The organism is Litchfieldia salsa, from assembly GCF_900104555.1.
Lineage (GTDB): Bacteria > Bacillota > Bacilli > Bacillales > Bacillaceae_L > Litchfieldia > Litchfieldia salsa.
In genome coordinates, this window is sequence record NZ_FNJU01000005.1 from 214,058 (window position 1) to 230,329 (window position 16,272).

Here is a 16,272-nt window from a genome sequence, read left to right on the forward strand (position 1 = left end):
ACTTCTTTATCTATCTTAAGCCCTTAACTCGCTTAAGCTGATACATTCTTGTGGATTAAATAAACTTACAACATGTTCATGACATGTGAAGAACATAACTTGCTGGTTATTCGAAATTTCTTTTAATAGCACGACAACATTTTCCAGTCTTTTTCCATCAAAATTGACAAAACTGTCGTCAATTAAAAAAGGAACCTTTTCATTTACACTAATGGTTTTTGCTAATGCAAAGCGAATCGCTACATATATTTGTTCTGCTGTTGCTTGACTTAACTCATCAGGGGTGAACCTTATACCATCCTTTCTTTCAATTATAAAGCCCGCTTTCCCCTCTTTAGGATACACCCTTACATATGTTCCATTTGTAAGTATAGTCAAATATCTTTCAGCAGTCTTTAATAACTGTGGTAACCGCACATCTCGATATTGTTGGATCGTTTTCTCAAGTAGATCTTTGGCTACAGACATGATTGCCCATTCTTTAGCGTGCTCTTGAAAACTAGATTGTGCAAATCGATAATCATGGAAAACTTCAGCATACACCCCACCCTCTTCAAGCTCTTCAATTCTTATCTTCGTTTCAGAAAGCTGATGCTGTATTTCTTTTAGTTTCTCTTTATTATGTCTTAGTTCTATTTCAACTTTTTCAATCTTCCTTTCATCATTCAAAGCATCTAGCCACTCCTCTTCAACTAAAGGATAGCTTGATAGTTGAGCATCTACTAATAATAGGCGTTCTTTAATTCTACTAGCTCTCTCAGCTACTTTAGCTTTTCTTCTAAACTCCTCTTCTGTTTGCACATTTGCTTGTGCTAACAATGTTTCTACATCTTTCAAAACAAAATTAACTTCAGATTGCAACTGGGCAACATCTTCATCTATCTCTTCAACCTTTTTAGTAGTATGGGTTAATTCTTCTAAAACAGATGTTTGTTGTTTGATTGCTTGGTTAATCCTTTCTAAAACAATGAGTGAGTCTGACTGATCGACTTCAACCTTACATGCCTCACCAATAAATTTGATCATGCTATCAAACTCTTCTATTTGTGACTTTATTAAGTTTATCTGCTCTATACACTCATTCTTTTCTCTTATACATTGTTTTAATCTTACAATCACGTTATAAATATCAATGAGCTGCTCACTAGTCTCAGGTATTTTATATTTTTCACATTGTTCTACTAATTTCTTTTTAACCTTAAAATATTCCTGTTCCCATATTTCATACTGATTAACAATACGATCATATGAACGTTCTAGTTGACCAAAATTCGCTCTTTCCACCTCTAAAAGTTGCTGTACTTGTGAATTCTTTGATAACCTTACTTGTACTTCGTTATAGTCAGCATCATTAAACGACTCCACATCTGGTGTGAGTTCTTTTAGCTGCTTTATCAATTCCATTTTATCCGCTTGAAGTTCAGATAACATGCTGCTCGTTGATTGTTTCAATAAACTAAAATAAATGATAGGTGTCACAAACGCAAATAAGAGTGGAAACAGACCAGAAGTCCATGTACCGGCAGTAAATAAATAGATAGAAAATCCTAGTAAAACAAGTGCTATAACTAAAAAGATTCCAAATCCTTTCTTCATTTGTCTGTTTTTACTAGTTTCTATGTTTACTCTCTTTCGATCATTTTGATCAATAGATTTAAGTAAGCTTTCCTTAACATTGTTACGATGTCCTCGAGACTTAAAACGATCATATTCTCTTTCTAATTGTCTTTGCTCTCCCTCAGGAAGTAGCTCATCCTCATACCCTTTTATTTTAAGATCACAATCTTCAAGTGCATCTTTTGCATCATTAAAACTTTGATCTAATATCCTTTTTCTCTGTCGTAATCCTTCGAGTGTTGAAGATGTTTGTTTAATATGTTCTTTTGCCACTAAACTTGTATCAAATTTCATGATCTCTTCTTCAGCTGCTTCGGTATGTATTAGTTCTTTTTGTTGCTCTATCTCTTCTATTCTATTTTTACGGACATTGTTTAATTGCTGCAGTTTAAGCTTATTTTCCTCATAGATATTTCTTAAGCGATTCAGTGACTGTATTTCTTGATCATACTTTAAAATATCTTCATCCAGTAATAGTTCTTTGATTCTCTTCTCCCACTTCGATTTTCTTTCATTGAGGCCGACCAATTGAGTGTTATATGGTTGAAGCTGTGAAAGTAATCCATCTAATCTCTTTAAACCATCAATAGGGAAAGGCTCATAGGATGGGAGTTCTTGAAGACTTTCATTTAAATTGTTTTTCTCTTTTAATAAAGGCTTTATTGATTGAATGAATTCATATGTTTTAAGTTTTTGTTGGTAGTCAATCAAAAGCTGCTCAATTTGCAGTAACTCATTCTGTAATGCTTCTTTATCCTCCATTAATAAATAATAAGTCTCATTTTTTTCTTTCAGCTTTTTTACTTTTTGATTCATGTCCTTTAATTGTTGAAGTTCTAAATTCAAGAACGGTTTCTTGCCATTTGGCTTAAAAAGGGATTCAAGGTTTTTTTCAAGCTTTTGATTGATCAATAATAATGCATCCGTACCTATCGCACCTGAAGAGAATAGAAATCTACCTAAATCATCTGAACTAAGACGATGTATATTTTGTAGTCCATGCACATTAAACGAAAAGATGCTTTGATAATAACTCCGATCTAAATTACTAAGTAATTCATGTAGTAATTCCTCTCCATGTATTGAGCCATCTTGCAATTGTACCCTTACATCACCAACAGCTTTGCCAGGAAGCCTTTCTATCGTTACTAGTCCAAACTTCTCTGTACCTACAATTAGCTTTCCACCATAGCTTTGAGTGGTCTTTGGCTCATAACGTTGTTCATTTTGTTGTTTTGTCGGAAAACCAAATAAAATGCTTAAAATAAATGACATCAGCGTAGATTTCCCAGCTTCATTTTTTCCATAGAATACCTGGATATTAGCTGATAGATTATTAAATTTTACATTTTCGAATTTACCATAGCCGTAAATATGTAAGCCAATAATCTTCATGAATGTCCTCCAATCGACCGTTGGTTATAAATTGAATTTAACAGCAACTCTTCTGCCTGTTTAAGGATTTCTTCCTCTTCTGCTTTAGTTAATTCATCCAAAAACCTGCGGGCTATTGGATGTCCATATAAAGGATTTATAGCGTCTTTTGTATAATCATACGAATCAATGATATTTACTAAATCACCTAGGAAGGATGCTTCACTTTTAATGCTCTCCCGATCTATTTTAATTTGACTATAAACTTTAAGAGAAATAACATATACAAAGTTTTCTAGCTCTTCTTCACCTTCCTGGATCATGTGAAGTACGTCTTCAAGAACAAGCGAATCCATTAAGATAGGATGCAATTCACCATTTCCGGTCAACTCAATAGAAAGGAATACAGCTTCCATACCTTTTCGATAACCATTTATTACTTGAAAAAGATGATCAATTAATTCCGATATTTTCGACATGTTATTAATTGAGATACTCACATGTTCCCAAATGATATCAGCAGTTTTGTGGAAAGTGGGTATCGCATCTTCTGCGGTTAGGTGAACGATATACCCTCCCTTATCACCACTTTCCTTCCTATGCCTTCCCTGTATATTGCCAGGATACATGATGAGTGGTTGATTAGAAAGAACTTGACTCTTATGTATATGTCCTAGTGCCCAATAATCAAATTTCTTCTGAAGCAATTGTTCTACCTTAAAAGGTGCATATTGATTATGCTCTTTAGCTCCTTCAACGCTCCCATGTAAAATACCAATATGAAAATCTGCATCTTCTTTCTTGGTATAGTATTTAGTCATATTTTCAGTTACTGCTCTTTGTGGGTAACTAAATCCGTAGATATGAACCCTACTATTTAAATCTTTTGTAAAGGTCTTTACCTCCACTTCATCACTTTTGAAAACATGGACATGGTCAGGCCACTCAATTTCATACCATTCTGCACCTACGTGATCATGGTTACCATGAACAATATATACTTGAATGCTATGGGTACTTAGCCTTTGAAGTTCTTTTCGAAAACGGGCTTGAGCGCGAATACTTCGATTCTCTTGGTCAAAAATATCACCTGCAATGATCATAAAGTCTACTTTTTCTCTAATAGCAAGAGAGATTAGTCTTGTAAACGACTGAAAAGTACTTTCTCTAATTCTTTTATATATTTGCTCTGGTAGCTTTTTTAATCCGATAAATGGACTATCTAAATGCAAATCTGCAATATGTAAAAACCTAACTGATTTCATAATACTCTCCCTTTTAATTAACACGATCTTAATATTTCTTATTTTATCATTTCAAAAACACGAATGCACGTTCTACAACCATATATCACAAAAAGCTCAGAGTTTATATTTACTCTGAGCTTTAATATTGAATAATCAATAAAGATATTTTCCAAGCTATTTTGATTTAGATAATTGAATGGCTTTTATTATATCCTTGAAGGATGAGCTTTTTCCATACATCAATACCCCACCACGATAGACACTTGCACCGAAAATGGCTAATGCTGTAATCGTTAAAACAAGCAACCCAATACCCAATCCAATTTCCCAGAAAGGAATATTTAACATTCCTACTCGTAAAAACATGATCATAGGAGTGAAGAATGGTATAAACGATGTAACCGTCACAAATGTAGAATCTGGATTACTCAACCCAAACATGGCAATCATAAATGCTCCTACAATTAAGAGAGTCATTGGTGTAATCATTTGCTGTACATCTTCAATTCTACTTACTAGTGAACCAAGAAATGCGGCAAGAGTCGCAAATAGAAAGTAGCCTAAGAGAAAGAAGATAATCGCATACACAAAGGTTGCTACAGGTAATTGTCCAAATCCAAAGAATTCAAACATCCCACCTTCTAGACTATTTAAATTCTGTTTAAGGGACGTATATCCAACTAATAGAATAACTGCGAATTGGGTAATGCTCAGTAAGCCAATACCAAGAATCTTTCCAAACATTTGTTTCACCGGAGACACACTAGAAATTAAAATTTCCATAACCCGTGAGGACTTTTCTGTCGCCACTTCCATTGCAATCATACTAGCATACATGATTACAGCCATATAAATGATAAATAAAAGAATGTAGACAAGTCCTCTTGCCTGATTTAATTCTTCCTCTGTTTTGGCATTCTGCTCTAAAGCAACCTGTTCCATCTTAACAGGTGAGAACAATGTATCTAATTGCTCTGAAGTAATGCCTAAGCTCTCAGTGGCAATTGCAACCTTCAACGATTGCAGACCTTGTTGAAGCTGTGATGAAACTTGAGTATCAGTCACAGTCATAGCCTTATATATCCCCTGAGGCAATTGCTCTTGATCTAAACTAATTTTCAAGTAACCCGTGTAATCTCCATTAATAACCTTGTCCTCTAACTCTTGTTCTTCCATTTTAACTTCCTCAAGAAGTAATTGTGTATTAATCATGGACAATTGCTGTTCAAAGGCTGGATATAATTCACCGGTTTCATCCAAAACGGCTATCTTTTCTTTTTGATCATTTTGATCAAATGTATTAATTATATTTTCAATGTTTGTTAGTCCTACAACAATCAATGAAGTAATAATGGTTGTAATGATAAACGATTTCGTTCTTAATTTTGCCCAATAAGTATGCCATAGAATAATCCAGAACTTATTCATATGATGCACCCACCTTTTCGATGAAGATATCATTTAATGATGGTTCTTCTAGAACAAATTTGCGCACAAATCCTTTATTTGAGATTGCTTTGAACAGATCCTGAGCAATCTCTTCATTTTCAATTTGAAGAATTAACCCTTCTGCTGTTTCCTTCACCTTTGTTACACCTTGAATGTCTTTAATCTCTGATAAATCAAAGTCAGCATGTATGATAACATTCTTCCGTCCAAATGAGCGCTTAATTTCTTTAAGTGATCCGTGAACAATTGGTTTCCCGTGATGCATGATGCATAGCTGGTCACATAACTCTTCAACATGCTCCATTCTGTGGCTCGAAAACACAATTGAGGTTCCATTATTCTTCAGTTGAAGAACGGCATCCTTTAATAATTCAACATTAACAGGATCAAGTCCACTAAATGGCTCATCTAATATTAGAAGCTTTGGTTTGTGAATGACTGACGCGATAAATTGGATTTTCTGTTGATTTCCCTTAGAAAGTTCTTCTACCTTCTTATTTGCGTATTCCGGTACATTAAATCGTTCTAACCAGTAATGCATCTCCTTAATAATGGATTTTTTATCCATCCCTCTTAATCTTGCTAAATAAACAAGTTGATCTACTACCTTAAGTTTTGGATAGAGTCCACGCTCTTCTGGTAGATAACCAACTAGATGACTTGTTTCATAGTTAATTGGCTTCTCTTGCCAAGTAATCTCTCCACCTGATGGATGAAGCAGACCAAGAATCATCCTAAACGTTGTGGTTTTCCCAGCTCCATTTGCCCCTAAAAATCCAAACATCTCTTTTTCTGGTATTTCAATTGATAAGTGATCAACTGCAATAAAAGAGCCAAACTTCTTGGTCACATTCTTTATTCTCAATGTCATATTTTTTACCTCCCATTTATTCCAATAGACACTACGTGTTGGATGTTATAAAAGATTCATATATTTCAAATTAACTTAAACTAAGCACCTATAATAGGAAACTGGAATAAATAAAGACCAAATCTTGGGATTTGGTCGGTTCGTTCATTCAATTTAGTTTATGTAGAAAAAATAAACTTTGTCTGAGTGCGATATTCTTTCCCTTTTTCTACTACACAAGAAGAAAAATGTGGTTGATGAATTGAATCAGGCGGTCCTTGAGTTTCAAGGCATAGACCATAATGTTTTGTAGACGCTACTCCTGGGAGATGGAAATTGCCTTCTAGCTGATTTCCAGTATATAAAACTACACAAGGCTCATCCGTTTCAATGGTAAGTTTTCTTCCGCTCGTTTCATCTACTAAGACAATTTCTTGATCATGATTTTGGGATAATAAGAATGGATGATCATACCCATTACCTGCAAGTATATTTTGCGCATATGTTGCTTCAATTCCATCCTTAATTTGTCTACCTTGACGGAAATCAAATGTTGTATCCTTTACATCAATTAATTCACCTGTTGGCATTAATTCGTCATTTAGTTCAATAAACTGATCACTTTTCATCGTTAATACATGCTCAGCAATACTACGTTTACTATCTCCACTTAAATTAAAATAAGTGTGATTAGTAAGATTAACCAGGGTTGTTTTATCAGTAGTACCTTGATAAGAAATAAGAAGTTCATTTTGGTTATTCAGTGTATAAACGACTTTTAGACTTAATGTTCCAGGATAGCCCTCTTCTTGATCAGGACTTGTATAATAAAATTCAACACCTGCTTCATCTGCACTTTCAAATACAGCAGAATTCCAAAGAACATGGCTATAACCTTGTTCTCCACCATGTAAATGATTATTTCCATCGTTCTTCGCTAATGTGTAGGTTGTAGCTTCTAATTCAAATTCAGCACCGCTTATACGCCCTGCAACTCGGCCACACACAGCACCGAAAAAAGTAGGGTTTTTCTTATATTCTTCAAAAGTATCAAACCCTAATACAACGTTTTCAATATTCCCATCACGGTCTGGTGTCTTAATATTAGTTATTACACATCCAAAGTTAATACAAGACAGCTCCATACCATTGTTATTCTTTAAAGTGTATTCAAACACTGTTTCTCCGTTCAATTCTCCATAGTTTCTTTGTGATACATTCATTTGTTAATCAACCTTCTTTCTGCTTTTTATAAAATTAAACTTAATGACTCTTGAGTAAGCGTTTACTATCAAAAGAGATATAATCCTATTAATTCTTTGAAAGGCTTCTTCCAATGATTACATTTTACCGATTTTTCCACATAAATGAAACATATCTTTTGAAATTTCCTTAACAAAATAATAAATCATTAACATTTATAAAAACAAGTAGGATACGCTAACGTTTCCTACTTGTTTTTAGGATTACAGTTATGTTAGTAATTTGTTAATGTGTAATCTTGGATGAAAATAGTTCATTTAAGATTTTAATTTTCTCATTTGTATAATGGATATAATTTTCATTATATGCCTTAGGTTCTTTAGGATTTGCAAATTGCGTAATCTTTCCACTACTAGGATCAACAAATTTACTTGCCGCACCGCAGCCTAATCCAATAATAGATTGTTGCTCTTCCATGATCATAATATTATAGATGCTTTCTTGACCAGGCAATGAATAACCTACATTTTCAAGATTACCCAAAATATTTTTCATACGATATAAATAGTATGGAACATATCCATGTTCTTCTGTCCAGGATGTCGCATGATTCATCATTTGCGTGATTTCATCTCGATCAGCAACTTTATATTTTTGTTTATTTTTTGTCATTTCAGAGGCCCGTTTGAAAGATAGAGTATGGACTGTTAAAGACTCTGGCATTAACTTTTTCGTTTCTGATAGAGTGTAGTCAAACTCTTCCACACCTTCGCCTGGCAATCCGATAATTAAATCCATATTAATATTGTTCATACCCATACTTCTTGCTAGATGAAATTTCTCAATCGTTTCTTCCACAGTATGATGACGACCTATCGCTTTTAATGTCTCTTGAATATAAGATTGAGGATTTATACTAATTCGATCAATGTTCCATTTATTCAATACATCTAATTTTTCCGGTGTGATTGTATCAGGTCTTCCTGCCTCGACAGTAATTTCTCTTATTTTCTCCACGTTAGGAAATGATTGAACCATTTCCTCATAAAGCATGTCCATTTCCTCAGCAGAGATACTAGTCGGTGTTCCACCACCATAATAAACAGTCGTGATGTTGATTCCATTGTCTTTTAGCCAACTACCAATTTCACGTATTTCATAATGCAACCCACCTAAAAATGAATCTACAGAACCTTGCTTACCATTGATGGCATAAGCAGGAAACGTACAATAGGCACACTTAGTAGGGCAAAATGGAATTCCAATGTAGATACTTACTTCATTCTTCAATTCGTATAAGTCAGGGATCATCGTTAACTGACGATCAACGATTCTTTGCATAAGTTCAATTTTCTCTGAACTGATTAAATATTGTTCTCTAAGCTTTTCATGTGCCGTGTCCTTTGAATCACCATTAAGAAGCATTTTATGCAACAACTTAGTGGGTCTTACACCAGTTAAAAATCCCCATTGTTGAATAACACCTGTTTGTTTCTGTAAAACCGAAACAAACACATGTGAAACAGCTCTTTTTTCCTGTGTGAACAGTTCTTTTAAATTTGAATATGAAAGGACTTCTTTCTCAATGCCTTCCTCAAAAACGTTATCCCCATCTTCGATTTTTGCATAGGCCTTAATTAGTTTATCTTCTACTGAATACCCAATCTCAACTGTTATATCACCATTTATCGACGTATCAAATGTTGTTTCACTATCTTCAAAAAATAAATTCGTTATTGCACCTAGTGGTCTTAAGAAGCGTTCATCACTTAGACCCTTTACAATGATCTTCACATTATCACCTTTTCATAAATAAGCTCTTTATAGTGTACTTAATATCAACTTGTTTATCAATGGAAAGAAAATCACACCAAAACCAACTCACTCTCTTAAGCTTGACGTATACTTTTTAAGTAAATGTCAAACAATTACAAAAGAAGTATAGAAAGGGGTTTATAAATGACTTATCTCTTGTTGTTAGTAGGATTTGCTCTTTTAATTAAAGGAGCTGATTACTTTGTAGAAGGGGCTTCAACAATAGCACAAACTTTGAGGGTTTCACCAATGTTAATAGGCTTGACAATTGTAGCCTTTGGTACGAGTGCACCGGAAGCATCAGTCAGTTTTATTGCAGCTCTCGAAGGAAACAGTGATGTAGCTATTGGAAATGTCGTTGGAAGCAACATTTTTAATACAACCTTCATTTTAGGAGCCACAGCCATCGTTTTCCCACTGGCTGTTCAGAGCGATACAATACGAAAGGAAATCCCATTTGCTTTGTTGGGAGCCATTTCGTTACTAATCCTAATTAGTGATGTACAACTTCAATTCTCAGAGGTGAATTTGATAACGAGAACTGAAGGTATCCTTCTACTACTTTTCTTTGTAATATTTCTATACTATGTATTTGAGATGGCAAGGAATAATCGAAATACGCAAGAAGAGGTTCCCACTGACACGATTAATGTATCATGGATAAAAAACCTTATATTCACTATTGGTGGTCTGGCAGGCATCGTGTTTGGAGGTAGTCTTGTAGTTGAGAATAGTATCGATATAGCTCTTTCACTTGGAATGAGTGAAACACTTGTTGGTTTAACTATAGTCGCTGTAGGCACATCATTGCCTGAGTTGGTAACTTCTATTACGGCAGCCTTAAAGAAACAGACTGAAATTGCTTTAGGTAATATTGTTGGGAGTAATATATTCAATATCTTTTTTATCTTAGGCGCTTCAGCTACTATCCATCCATTAGCTGTTGATCCAAAAATATTCATGGATATTTGGCTTATGATCTTTGTAACATTTTTATTACTAATCCTATCAAGAACCCAACACAAGATATCAAAGATAGAAGGTGTAATTCTAGCCATTATTTATATTATTTACGTCACCTTTATTATTTTACGAAATTAGATGTAACAGAACATAATTAACATTTATCAATCCAATGGAGGACAGTAAAATTATGATCATTTTTTATGGGTTTATAAGAGAATTTAATCATTTTAATAAAGATATGATTGCCCTTCAACATATAAAAAATGATCTAAATACAATTGGATACTGGTTCACTTCTGATATGCATTCGGCAAAACCCTATGCAATCGGAACTGAAACAGTGTTCGAAAAATCAGATACGGAGTTTTGGGAAGACGGAGAACCTAAAGTAGTTCAAATTGATAAAAAAGTTCATGGTTTTGTATATAAGGTTTTTATTAATGAGCCAAATCTCAAGGTTTACCAATCGGATTCAGTGGATTCAGTGGATTCACTTGATTTATTTATGCAGGAACGTGACAAATATTGTGATTATTTAGGAGCAAATAAAAGAAATCTTACCTGGAAGGATAAAGCAATCCTTTTAAATAAAGAAGAAGCAAATATGAAATTTCGCAAATCTCTTTTAACTCAAGGATACGAGGGTTTTATAATCCGAAGCACTAAACAACACAACAATGTTACAGATTTATATTGTATTTTTTCAGAGGATTTCCTCCAAATTGTAGATGTTCTGTCAGCAGATGACATACAGTCCTAATAATCGGCCCATAACTTAATATAATTATTACAAACTATACAAGAAATTAATAAAGATTTTCCAAAAAACGAATATAATCTACTCTTCATCCCTCCCATTTTACCTAGATATTTGGGTTACAGATTCCAATTTGATTACTCGATGTAAGTAATCATGACTATTTCTTACAACTATCCCTCCTTCTTATTTTTATATAAGTCCATCTATATAACTATTTTTAATATTAACACTATTTTAATAGTGTATTCATTTGCAATTAATCTTCATTTTTTATCCTATTCAATAGATTGACTTTAATTCTTTTTACAACAACCTAGTACTAGTAAACTATTTAATTTCAGGAGGCAAATCAATGGAAAAGGAAAAGAACGGTTTAAACAGAAGAGATTTTTTAAAGGTTGGTGGAATGAGTACACTTGCACTGACTTTAGGTACTACAGGTCTTTTATCTGTAGGTGGACAAGCTACTGCTCTAGCAGCTGGTAAAGGAAATAATCCAACTAGCGGTTTTGGCGGTTATGGTCCTCTAGTTCCAGATCCAAATGGAATCCTTGATCTTCCAAGAGGCTTCCATTACAAGATTATTTCCAGAGAAGGCAACCTGATGACAGATGGAAGTCTAATCCCTGGAGCTTTTGATGGAATGGCGGCATTTGAAGGGCCTAACAATACAACGGTTCTTGTTCGTAATCATGAATTATCAGGAGGTCCAGCATTTGGAAAAAACCCTTATGATGCGAATGCTAAAGGTGGTACAACAGCTCTAGTAGTAGGAGCAAATCGCGAAGTAATTAAAGAATATGTTACCTCTTCAGGTACAATTCGAAATTGTGCTGGTGGAGCAACACCTTGGGGTACTTGGCTAACTTGCGAAGAAAACCGTTCAGAGGGTCATGGATATGTTTTTGAAGTAGATCCTCAACAACCGGAAAACGAGTTATCAAAAACTCCAATCAAGGAGATGGGACGTTTCGCTCACGAGGCTTGTGCAATCGATCCTTCAACAGGCTATGTATATCTAACTGAAGATGCAAGTCCAAGTTATTTGTACCGCTTTATCCCTAATGATGTTAGTCAAACAACAGGTTCGTTACAAAAAGGCGGCACGCTTTATGCTGCAGCAATTGAAGCAGTAACAGATCCAGCAGCAAGTACATTTAAGACAGGACAAACATTTAAGATTGTATGGAAGCAAGTAGATCCTCATTGGTGTCGTGAAGAAGCTGATGCTCAAAACTGTATTAAGTTCTCAAGACTTGAGGGAGCATTTTTCCAAGAAGGTGTATTCTGGTTTGATGATACCTCTGCTGGTGACAAGAAACTTGGACGAGTTTATCGTTATGTGCCTCACACTAATACGCTGGAGCTTTTCTATGAAGGAAATGATGCACAACAAATGGAATATCCTGATAATATCTGCTGTACTCCTTGGGGTGATTTGTGGTATGCAGAAGATGGTTCTGGGCAAGATCGCATTATGGGTATAACTCCAGAAGGCAATGTTTATCCTTTTGCTGCCAACCGTTTAAGCAATTCTGAACTGGCAGGTCCAACATTCTCACCAGATGGAAACACACTTTTTGTTAACATTCAAAGTCCTGGTAAGACATTTGCTATTTGGGGACCGTTCGCACGCAGAAACGCAGCACGTGCAAGGGAAATGTCTTTTGCTGCACCAAAAAATCTTGCACCACAAATTTCGGAACAAACAGCTAAGGTCGCAGAAGCGCAGGGGATGTCCGTGTTAGAAGCGGCAGCATTTGAGCGCCACGGTATAAATCTATAATCATCTCACATCATAAGGAGGTTCAAACATGCTTCAAAACATTGGAATTCCTGGTCTAATTCTATTATTAGTCCTAGCTCTTATTATATTTGGTCCTTCAAAACTACCTGAAATAGGACGAGCATTCGGTACAACTTTAAAAGAATTTAAAAAAGCAACACGTGAATTAGTTAGTGGTGATGATAACCCACAGAAAACAGAAGAAAAAAGTACCTTGCACACAATTGATCAAGCTAACAAAAAAACAGGAAGCTAACTAACAGATAGATGTAGGTAGGCCTAATCCTACTTACATCTATCTTTTCTATTGAAAGGAGGGTCTCTAAATGGAAAAAGAAACCATGCAACTTACTGACCATTTAGCAGAATTACGCAAAAGACTTATTATTACATTACTTACTTTTATAGTAGCTTTGATAGGATCTTTAGTTTTTGTTGGAGATCTCTATCATTATTTAGTAAGAGATTTAGATGGAAAACTAGCCTTACTAGGTCCAGGGGATATTCTATGGGTTTATATGGTCATTGCTAGTGTATTTGCAGTTGCCTTTACGATACCTATAGCTGCCTATCAAGTTTGGAGTTTCATAAAACCTGCTTTATCAAATGAAGAACAACGAGCAACCCTAATGTTTATTCCAGGATTATTTATTTTATTTATAATAGGTATTTCATTTGGTTACTTTGTTCTTTTTCCACTAGTGCTCTCTTTTTTACTTGAAATAGCTGGAGATCAATTTCAAACCTTCTTCACAGCAGAAAAGTATTTCCAATTCATGCTTCACCTAACACTCCCATTCGGGTTTTTGTTCGAGATGCCAGCAGTTGTCATGTTCCTTACTAGACTAGGGATTGTAACTCCACAAAAACTTATAAAAGGAAGGAAGATTGCATACTTCTTGCTTGTTGCCATCTCTGTATTAATTACACCACCTGACTTAATTTCGGATGTATTAGTCATCATCCCTTTGTTCATCTTGTATGAAATAAGTATTTCTCTTAGCAAGGTCGTTTATAAAAAACGAGTTTCTTCAGAAGCTGCTGCTGTTGCATAAGAAGGAGAAAATAGAATGAGCCAAATTTGAAATTTGGCTCATTCTCCCTTTCGTTTAGACGGTCCACTCTTCTTCTAAGATTGCATAGAAATACTCATCCCACCAATCGTCTCCTCGTGGAATACACTTCTTAAAAAGTCCTTCTCTTCTCATTCCCACCTTTTCCATAATTCGATATGATGCAATGTTTTCAGGCTGACAGGTTGCAATAATTCTATGTAATTTCAAAGTCTCAAATCCATACTTCAAAACTGAACGTGCAGCTTCAGATGCATATCCTTTATTATAATATTTCGGATTAAACACCCAACCAATTTCATATGTATGATCTCCAAAAACCTTATGGAAGACAATATGACCAATCAAAGTCTGATCTGTCTTTAATAACACAGGGAAGTGCTTCGCCTTTTCACCAATATTTTCAGTTACAAATTCCTGTGCACTTTCCTTAGAAAAAATACCTTCAGGTATATATTTCATAACAGTAGCATCATTAGTATATTCATAGACACTTTCCCAATCATCATGTTGAAAATTACGTACTATTAATCTTTCAGTCGATATGTTCATTTGGTTTCCCCCATAAGCTGATACTCTTAATTGCCTTTATACAGTCGAAGTATAAAAGGATAATAACATCTAGGTGAAAGAATCTCTAAACTAATAATGATTTTATAAATTCTATTGATCGTTACTAATTCCTCCTATTTGAAAGAAATTTTCTTAATACAGGCTATATTCCATATTGTATTAGGCTGTTTTCGTATAGATTGTTGCTTTTAAAGCCGCAGGCGAATACACTCCGCGTCCGGCGGGTGACCAGTGAGCCTCCTCGTCGCTGAATCTCCTTTGGTGTATCACTTTGGCCACTGGTCCCGCAGGAGTCTACGTGTATTCAGCCTGCTTGTAACTACCATTTCAGTTATATGTCTATGTCTATCTGTTTTCACCTCCTAACACAATAAAAATAGCATACCAATCAATATCCAATTGGTATGCGATGGTTGTTTTATTTGGCTAAGTATTAACTAACAAAAGGTGAATGATTATTATTCTATCTTAATCTTTCTAAGAAACTCAATTCGTTGTTGCTTCCTAAAATGCTCTTTAATCATATAAGAAACACCGTGCTGATTATTTGATCTAGTTACCCAATCTGCCGCTTTCTTTAATTCATTTGGAGCATTCCACATCGCAACACCAAGTCCAACTGATTCAATCATTTCCTGATCATCCATTGAATCACCAATTGCTACAGTTTGCTCTAATGGGATTCCAACATGATTACATAAATTCTTTAACCCGTTAATCTTTGAAACACCTTTTGGGACAATCTCAAGCTTGCGGTTATCAATTTTATTTAACTTTAAATCATGAAAATTCTCCTTTAATAATTGAACGGCTTGCTCAAGTTCAGATTCATTTCCAAAGTACACCTCTATCTTTTGAGGATCTAATGGATTATCTCTTAAATAATCACCTAAGGAAGTAACGAATTGCATTGGATAAAATAATGGATCACCTGAACCGAATACAGCTTTGGAAATTAAATTCCTTGGCATTCTAAGACGGTTTCCGACTGAGAATCTCTCATGAACTAAACGAATATTACATTTATAGTTCTCCAGAATTTGAACCAAGTTAAAGGCTCTTTCCTCAGAGAATCTTTTTTCCATCATAGGTTCATCCAAGTTTGAGCTAATAAAGGCCCCACTATGGGTAATTAACAATGAGTCTAACTTTAATGCTTTTGCCACTTTTTTAGCAGATAAAAAGTGCCTATTGGTTACTAAGGTTACATAGACTCCCTTATTTTGAACATATTCAATCGCTTCCTTTGTTCCACTCTGAATACGACCATTAGGACGTAATAACGTACCATCGATATTAATTGCAAGTAATTTGTAACTCAACTGAAGTCCCCCTTGTCTGTGATGTAGCTTGCCCTTAACTATGGATATGAACATATATACATCAATAGAACAGCAGACTGGTTACGAATTAAAAATTTCTATTTTAAGAAAAGCGCAAGCGCCTTGGTCAGCCTCAGGCAGGCATAAGGCGAATCACGCAGGAAATCTTGTTTTCCGTAGTGATTCGACTTATGACCCCGAGGGGTAGGCGCTGGAGCTAGACACCAAAACTAAGTT

At 34.9% G+C, this 16,272-nt stretch carries 13 protein-coding genes; 5 read left to right on the forward strand and 8 right to left on the reverse strand.

The window, feature by feature from the left end; translation table 11 throughout:
- Positions 1 to 15: 15 nt before the first annotated feature.
- From BLQ56_RS12450 to BLQ56_RS12475, 6 genes are all read right to left on the reverse strand, one after another.
- Positions 16 to 3,012 (reverse strand): ATP-binding protein, encoded by a 2,997-nt coding sequence (locus BLQ56_RS12450; protein ID WP_090854594.1) that lies wholly within the window; start codon positions 3,010 to 3,012, stop codon positions 16 to 18.
- Positions 3,009 to 4,256: a metallophosphoesterase family protein gene (locus BLQ56_RS12455; protein ID WP_090854597.1), complete on the reverse strand. Its 1,248-nt coding sequence runs from the start codon at positions 4,254 to 4,256 to the stop codon at positions 3,009 to 3,011. Before BLQ56_RS12455 ends, BLQ56_RS12450 begins: the two co-directional genes overlap by 4 nt.
- 156 nt (positions 4,257 to 4,412) lie before the next feature.
- Complete coding sequence (locus BLQ56_RS12460) at positions 4,413 to 5,666, reverse strand: ABC transporter permease (protein WP_090854600.1); 1,254 nt, start codon at positions 5,664 to 5,666, stop codon at positions 4,413 to 4,415.
- On the reverse strand, positions 5,659 to 6,558 hold the full coding sequence (locus tag BLQ56_RS12465; protein WP_090854602.1) for an ABC transporter ATP-binding protein: 900 nt from the start codon (positions 6,556 to 6,558) through the stop codon (positions 5,659 to 5,661). Before BLQ56_RS12465 ends, BLQ56_RS12460 begins: the two co-directional genes overlap by 8 nt.
- 158 nt (positions 6,559 to 6,716) lie before the next feature.
- Positions 6,717 to 7,760, reverse strand: coding sequence for an aldose epimerase family protein (locus BLQ56_RS12470; RefSeq protein ID WP_090854605.1), 1,044 nt, complete (start codon positions 7,758 to 7,760; stop codon positions 6,717 to 6,719).
- A 265-nt stretch (positions 7,761 to 8,025) separates the two neighbouring features.
- Complete coding sequence (locus BLQ56_RS12475) at positions 8,026 to 9,534, reverse strand: coproporphyrinogen III oxidase (protein WP_090854608.1); 1,509 nt, start codon at positions 9,532 to 9,534, stop codon at positions 8,026 to 8,028.
- Between the two features lie 165 nt (positions 9,535 to 9,699).
- Between BLQ56_RS12475 and BLQ56_RS12480 the strand changes: the two genes are divergently transcribed.
- The 5 genes from BLQ56_RS12480 to tatC all read left to right on the forward strand — a co-directional run bounded on the left by BLQ56_RS12480 (position 9,700) and on the right by tatC (position 14,122).
- A complete protein-coding gene (locus tag BLQ56_RS12480; protein ID WP_090854611.1) occupies positions 9,700 to 10,656 on the forward strand; it encodes a calcium/sodium antiporter in 957 nt (318 codons plus the stop codon).
- Between the two features lie 52 nt (positions 10,657 to 10,708).
- Positions 10,709 to 11,281, forward strand: coding sequence for a hypothetical protein (locus BLQ56_RS12485; protein ID WP_090854616.1), 573 nt, complete (start codon positions 10,709 to 10,711; stop codon positions 11,279 to 11,281).
- Positions 11,282 to 11,633: 352 nt separating this feature from the next.
- Positions 11,634 to 13,067 carry an alkaline phosphatase PhoX gene (locus tag BLQ56_RS12490; protein WP_090854619.1) on the forward strand — a complete coding sequence of 478 codons (1,434 nt, stop codon included), beginning with the start codon at positions 11,634 to 11,636 and terminating at the stop codon, positions 13,065 to 13,067.
- A 28-nt stretch (positions 13,068 to 13,095) separates the two neighbouring features.
- Positions 13,096 to 13,323: a twin-arginine translocase TatA/TatE family subunit gene (locus tag BLQ56_RS12495; RefSeq protein ID WP_090854625.1), complete on the forward strand. Its 228-nt coding sequence runs from the start codon at positions 13,096 to 13,098 to the stop codon at positions 13,321 to 13,323.
- A 70-nt stretch (positions 13,324 to 13,393) separates the two neighbouring features.
- Positions 13,394 to 14,122 carry a twin-arginine translocase subunit TatC gene (tatC, locus tag BLQ56_RS12500; protein ID WP_090854627.1) on the forward strand — a complete coding sequence of 243 codons (729 nt, stop codon included), beginning with the start codon at positions 13,394 to 13,396 and terminating at the stop codon, positions 14,120 to 14,122.
- A 54-nt stretch (positions 14,123 to 14,176) separates the two neighbouring features.
- On the opposite strand, the gene BLQ56_RS12505 is transcribed toward tatC, so the two are convergent.
- On the reverse strand, positions 14,177 to 14,692 hold the full coding sequence (locus BLQ56_RS12505) for a GNAT family N-acetyltransferase (protein ID WP_090854630.1): 516 nt from the start codon (positions 14,690 to 14,692) through the stop codon (positions 14,177 to 14,179).
- A 479-nt stretch (positions 14,693 to 15,171) separates the two neighbouring features.
- A complete protein-coding gene (locus BLQ56_RS12510) occupies positions 15,172 to 16,035 on the reverse strand; it encodes a Cof-type HAD-IIB family hydrolase (protein ID WP_090854632.1) in 864 nt (287 codons plus the stop codon).
- Between the last annotated feature and the right edge of the window lie 237 nt (positions 16,036 to 16,272).

Coding starts and splice junctions, on each gene's coding strand:
- BLQ56_RS12470 (WP_090854605.1), bottom strand. CDS start 7,760: ATGAATGTATCACAAAGAAACTATGGAGAATTGAACGGAGAAACAGTG.
- BLQ56_RS12505 (WP_090854630.1), bottom strand. CDS start 14,692: ATGAACATATCGACTGAAAGATTAATAGTACGTAATTTTCAACATGAT.
- BLQ56_RS12490 (WP_090854619.1), top strand. CDS start 11,634: ATGGAAAAGGAAAAGAACGGTTTAAACAGAAGAGATTTTTTAAAGGTT.
- BLQ56_RS12495 (WP_090854625.1), top strand. CDS start 13,096: ATGCTTCAAAACATTGGAATTCCTGGTCTAATTCTATTATTAGTCCTA.
- BLQ56_RS12450 (WP_090854594.1), bottom strand. CDS start 3,012: ATGAAGATTATTGGCTTACATATTTACGGCTATGGTAAATTCGAAAAT.
- tatC (WP_090854627.1), top strand. CDS start 13,394: ATGGAAAAAGAAACCATGCAACTTACTGACCATTTAGCAGAATTACGC.
- BLQ56_RS12460 (WP_090854600.1), bottom strand. CDS start 5,666: ATGAATAAGTTCTGGATTATTCTATGGCATACTTATTGGGCAAAATTA.
- BLQ56_RS12485 (WP_090854616.1), top strand. CDS start 10,709: ATGATCATTTTTTATGGGTTTATAAGAGAATTTAATCATTTTAATAAA.
- BLQ56_RS12455 (WP_090854597.1), bottom strand. CDS start 4,256: ATGAAATCAGTTAGGTTTTTACATATTGCAGATTTGCATTTAGATAGT.
- BLQ56_RS12480 (WP_090854611.1), top strand. CDS start 9,700: ATGACTTATCTCTTGTTGTTAGTAGGATTTGCTCTTTTAATTAAAGGA.
- BLQ56_RS12465 (WP_090854602.1), bottom strand. CDS start 6,558: ATGACATTGAGAATAAAGAATGTGACCAAGAAGTTTGGCTCTTTTATT.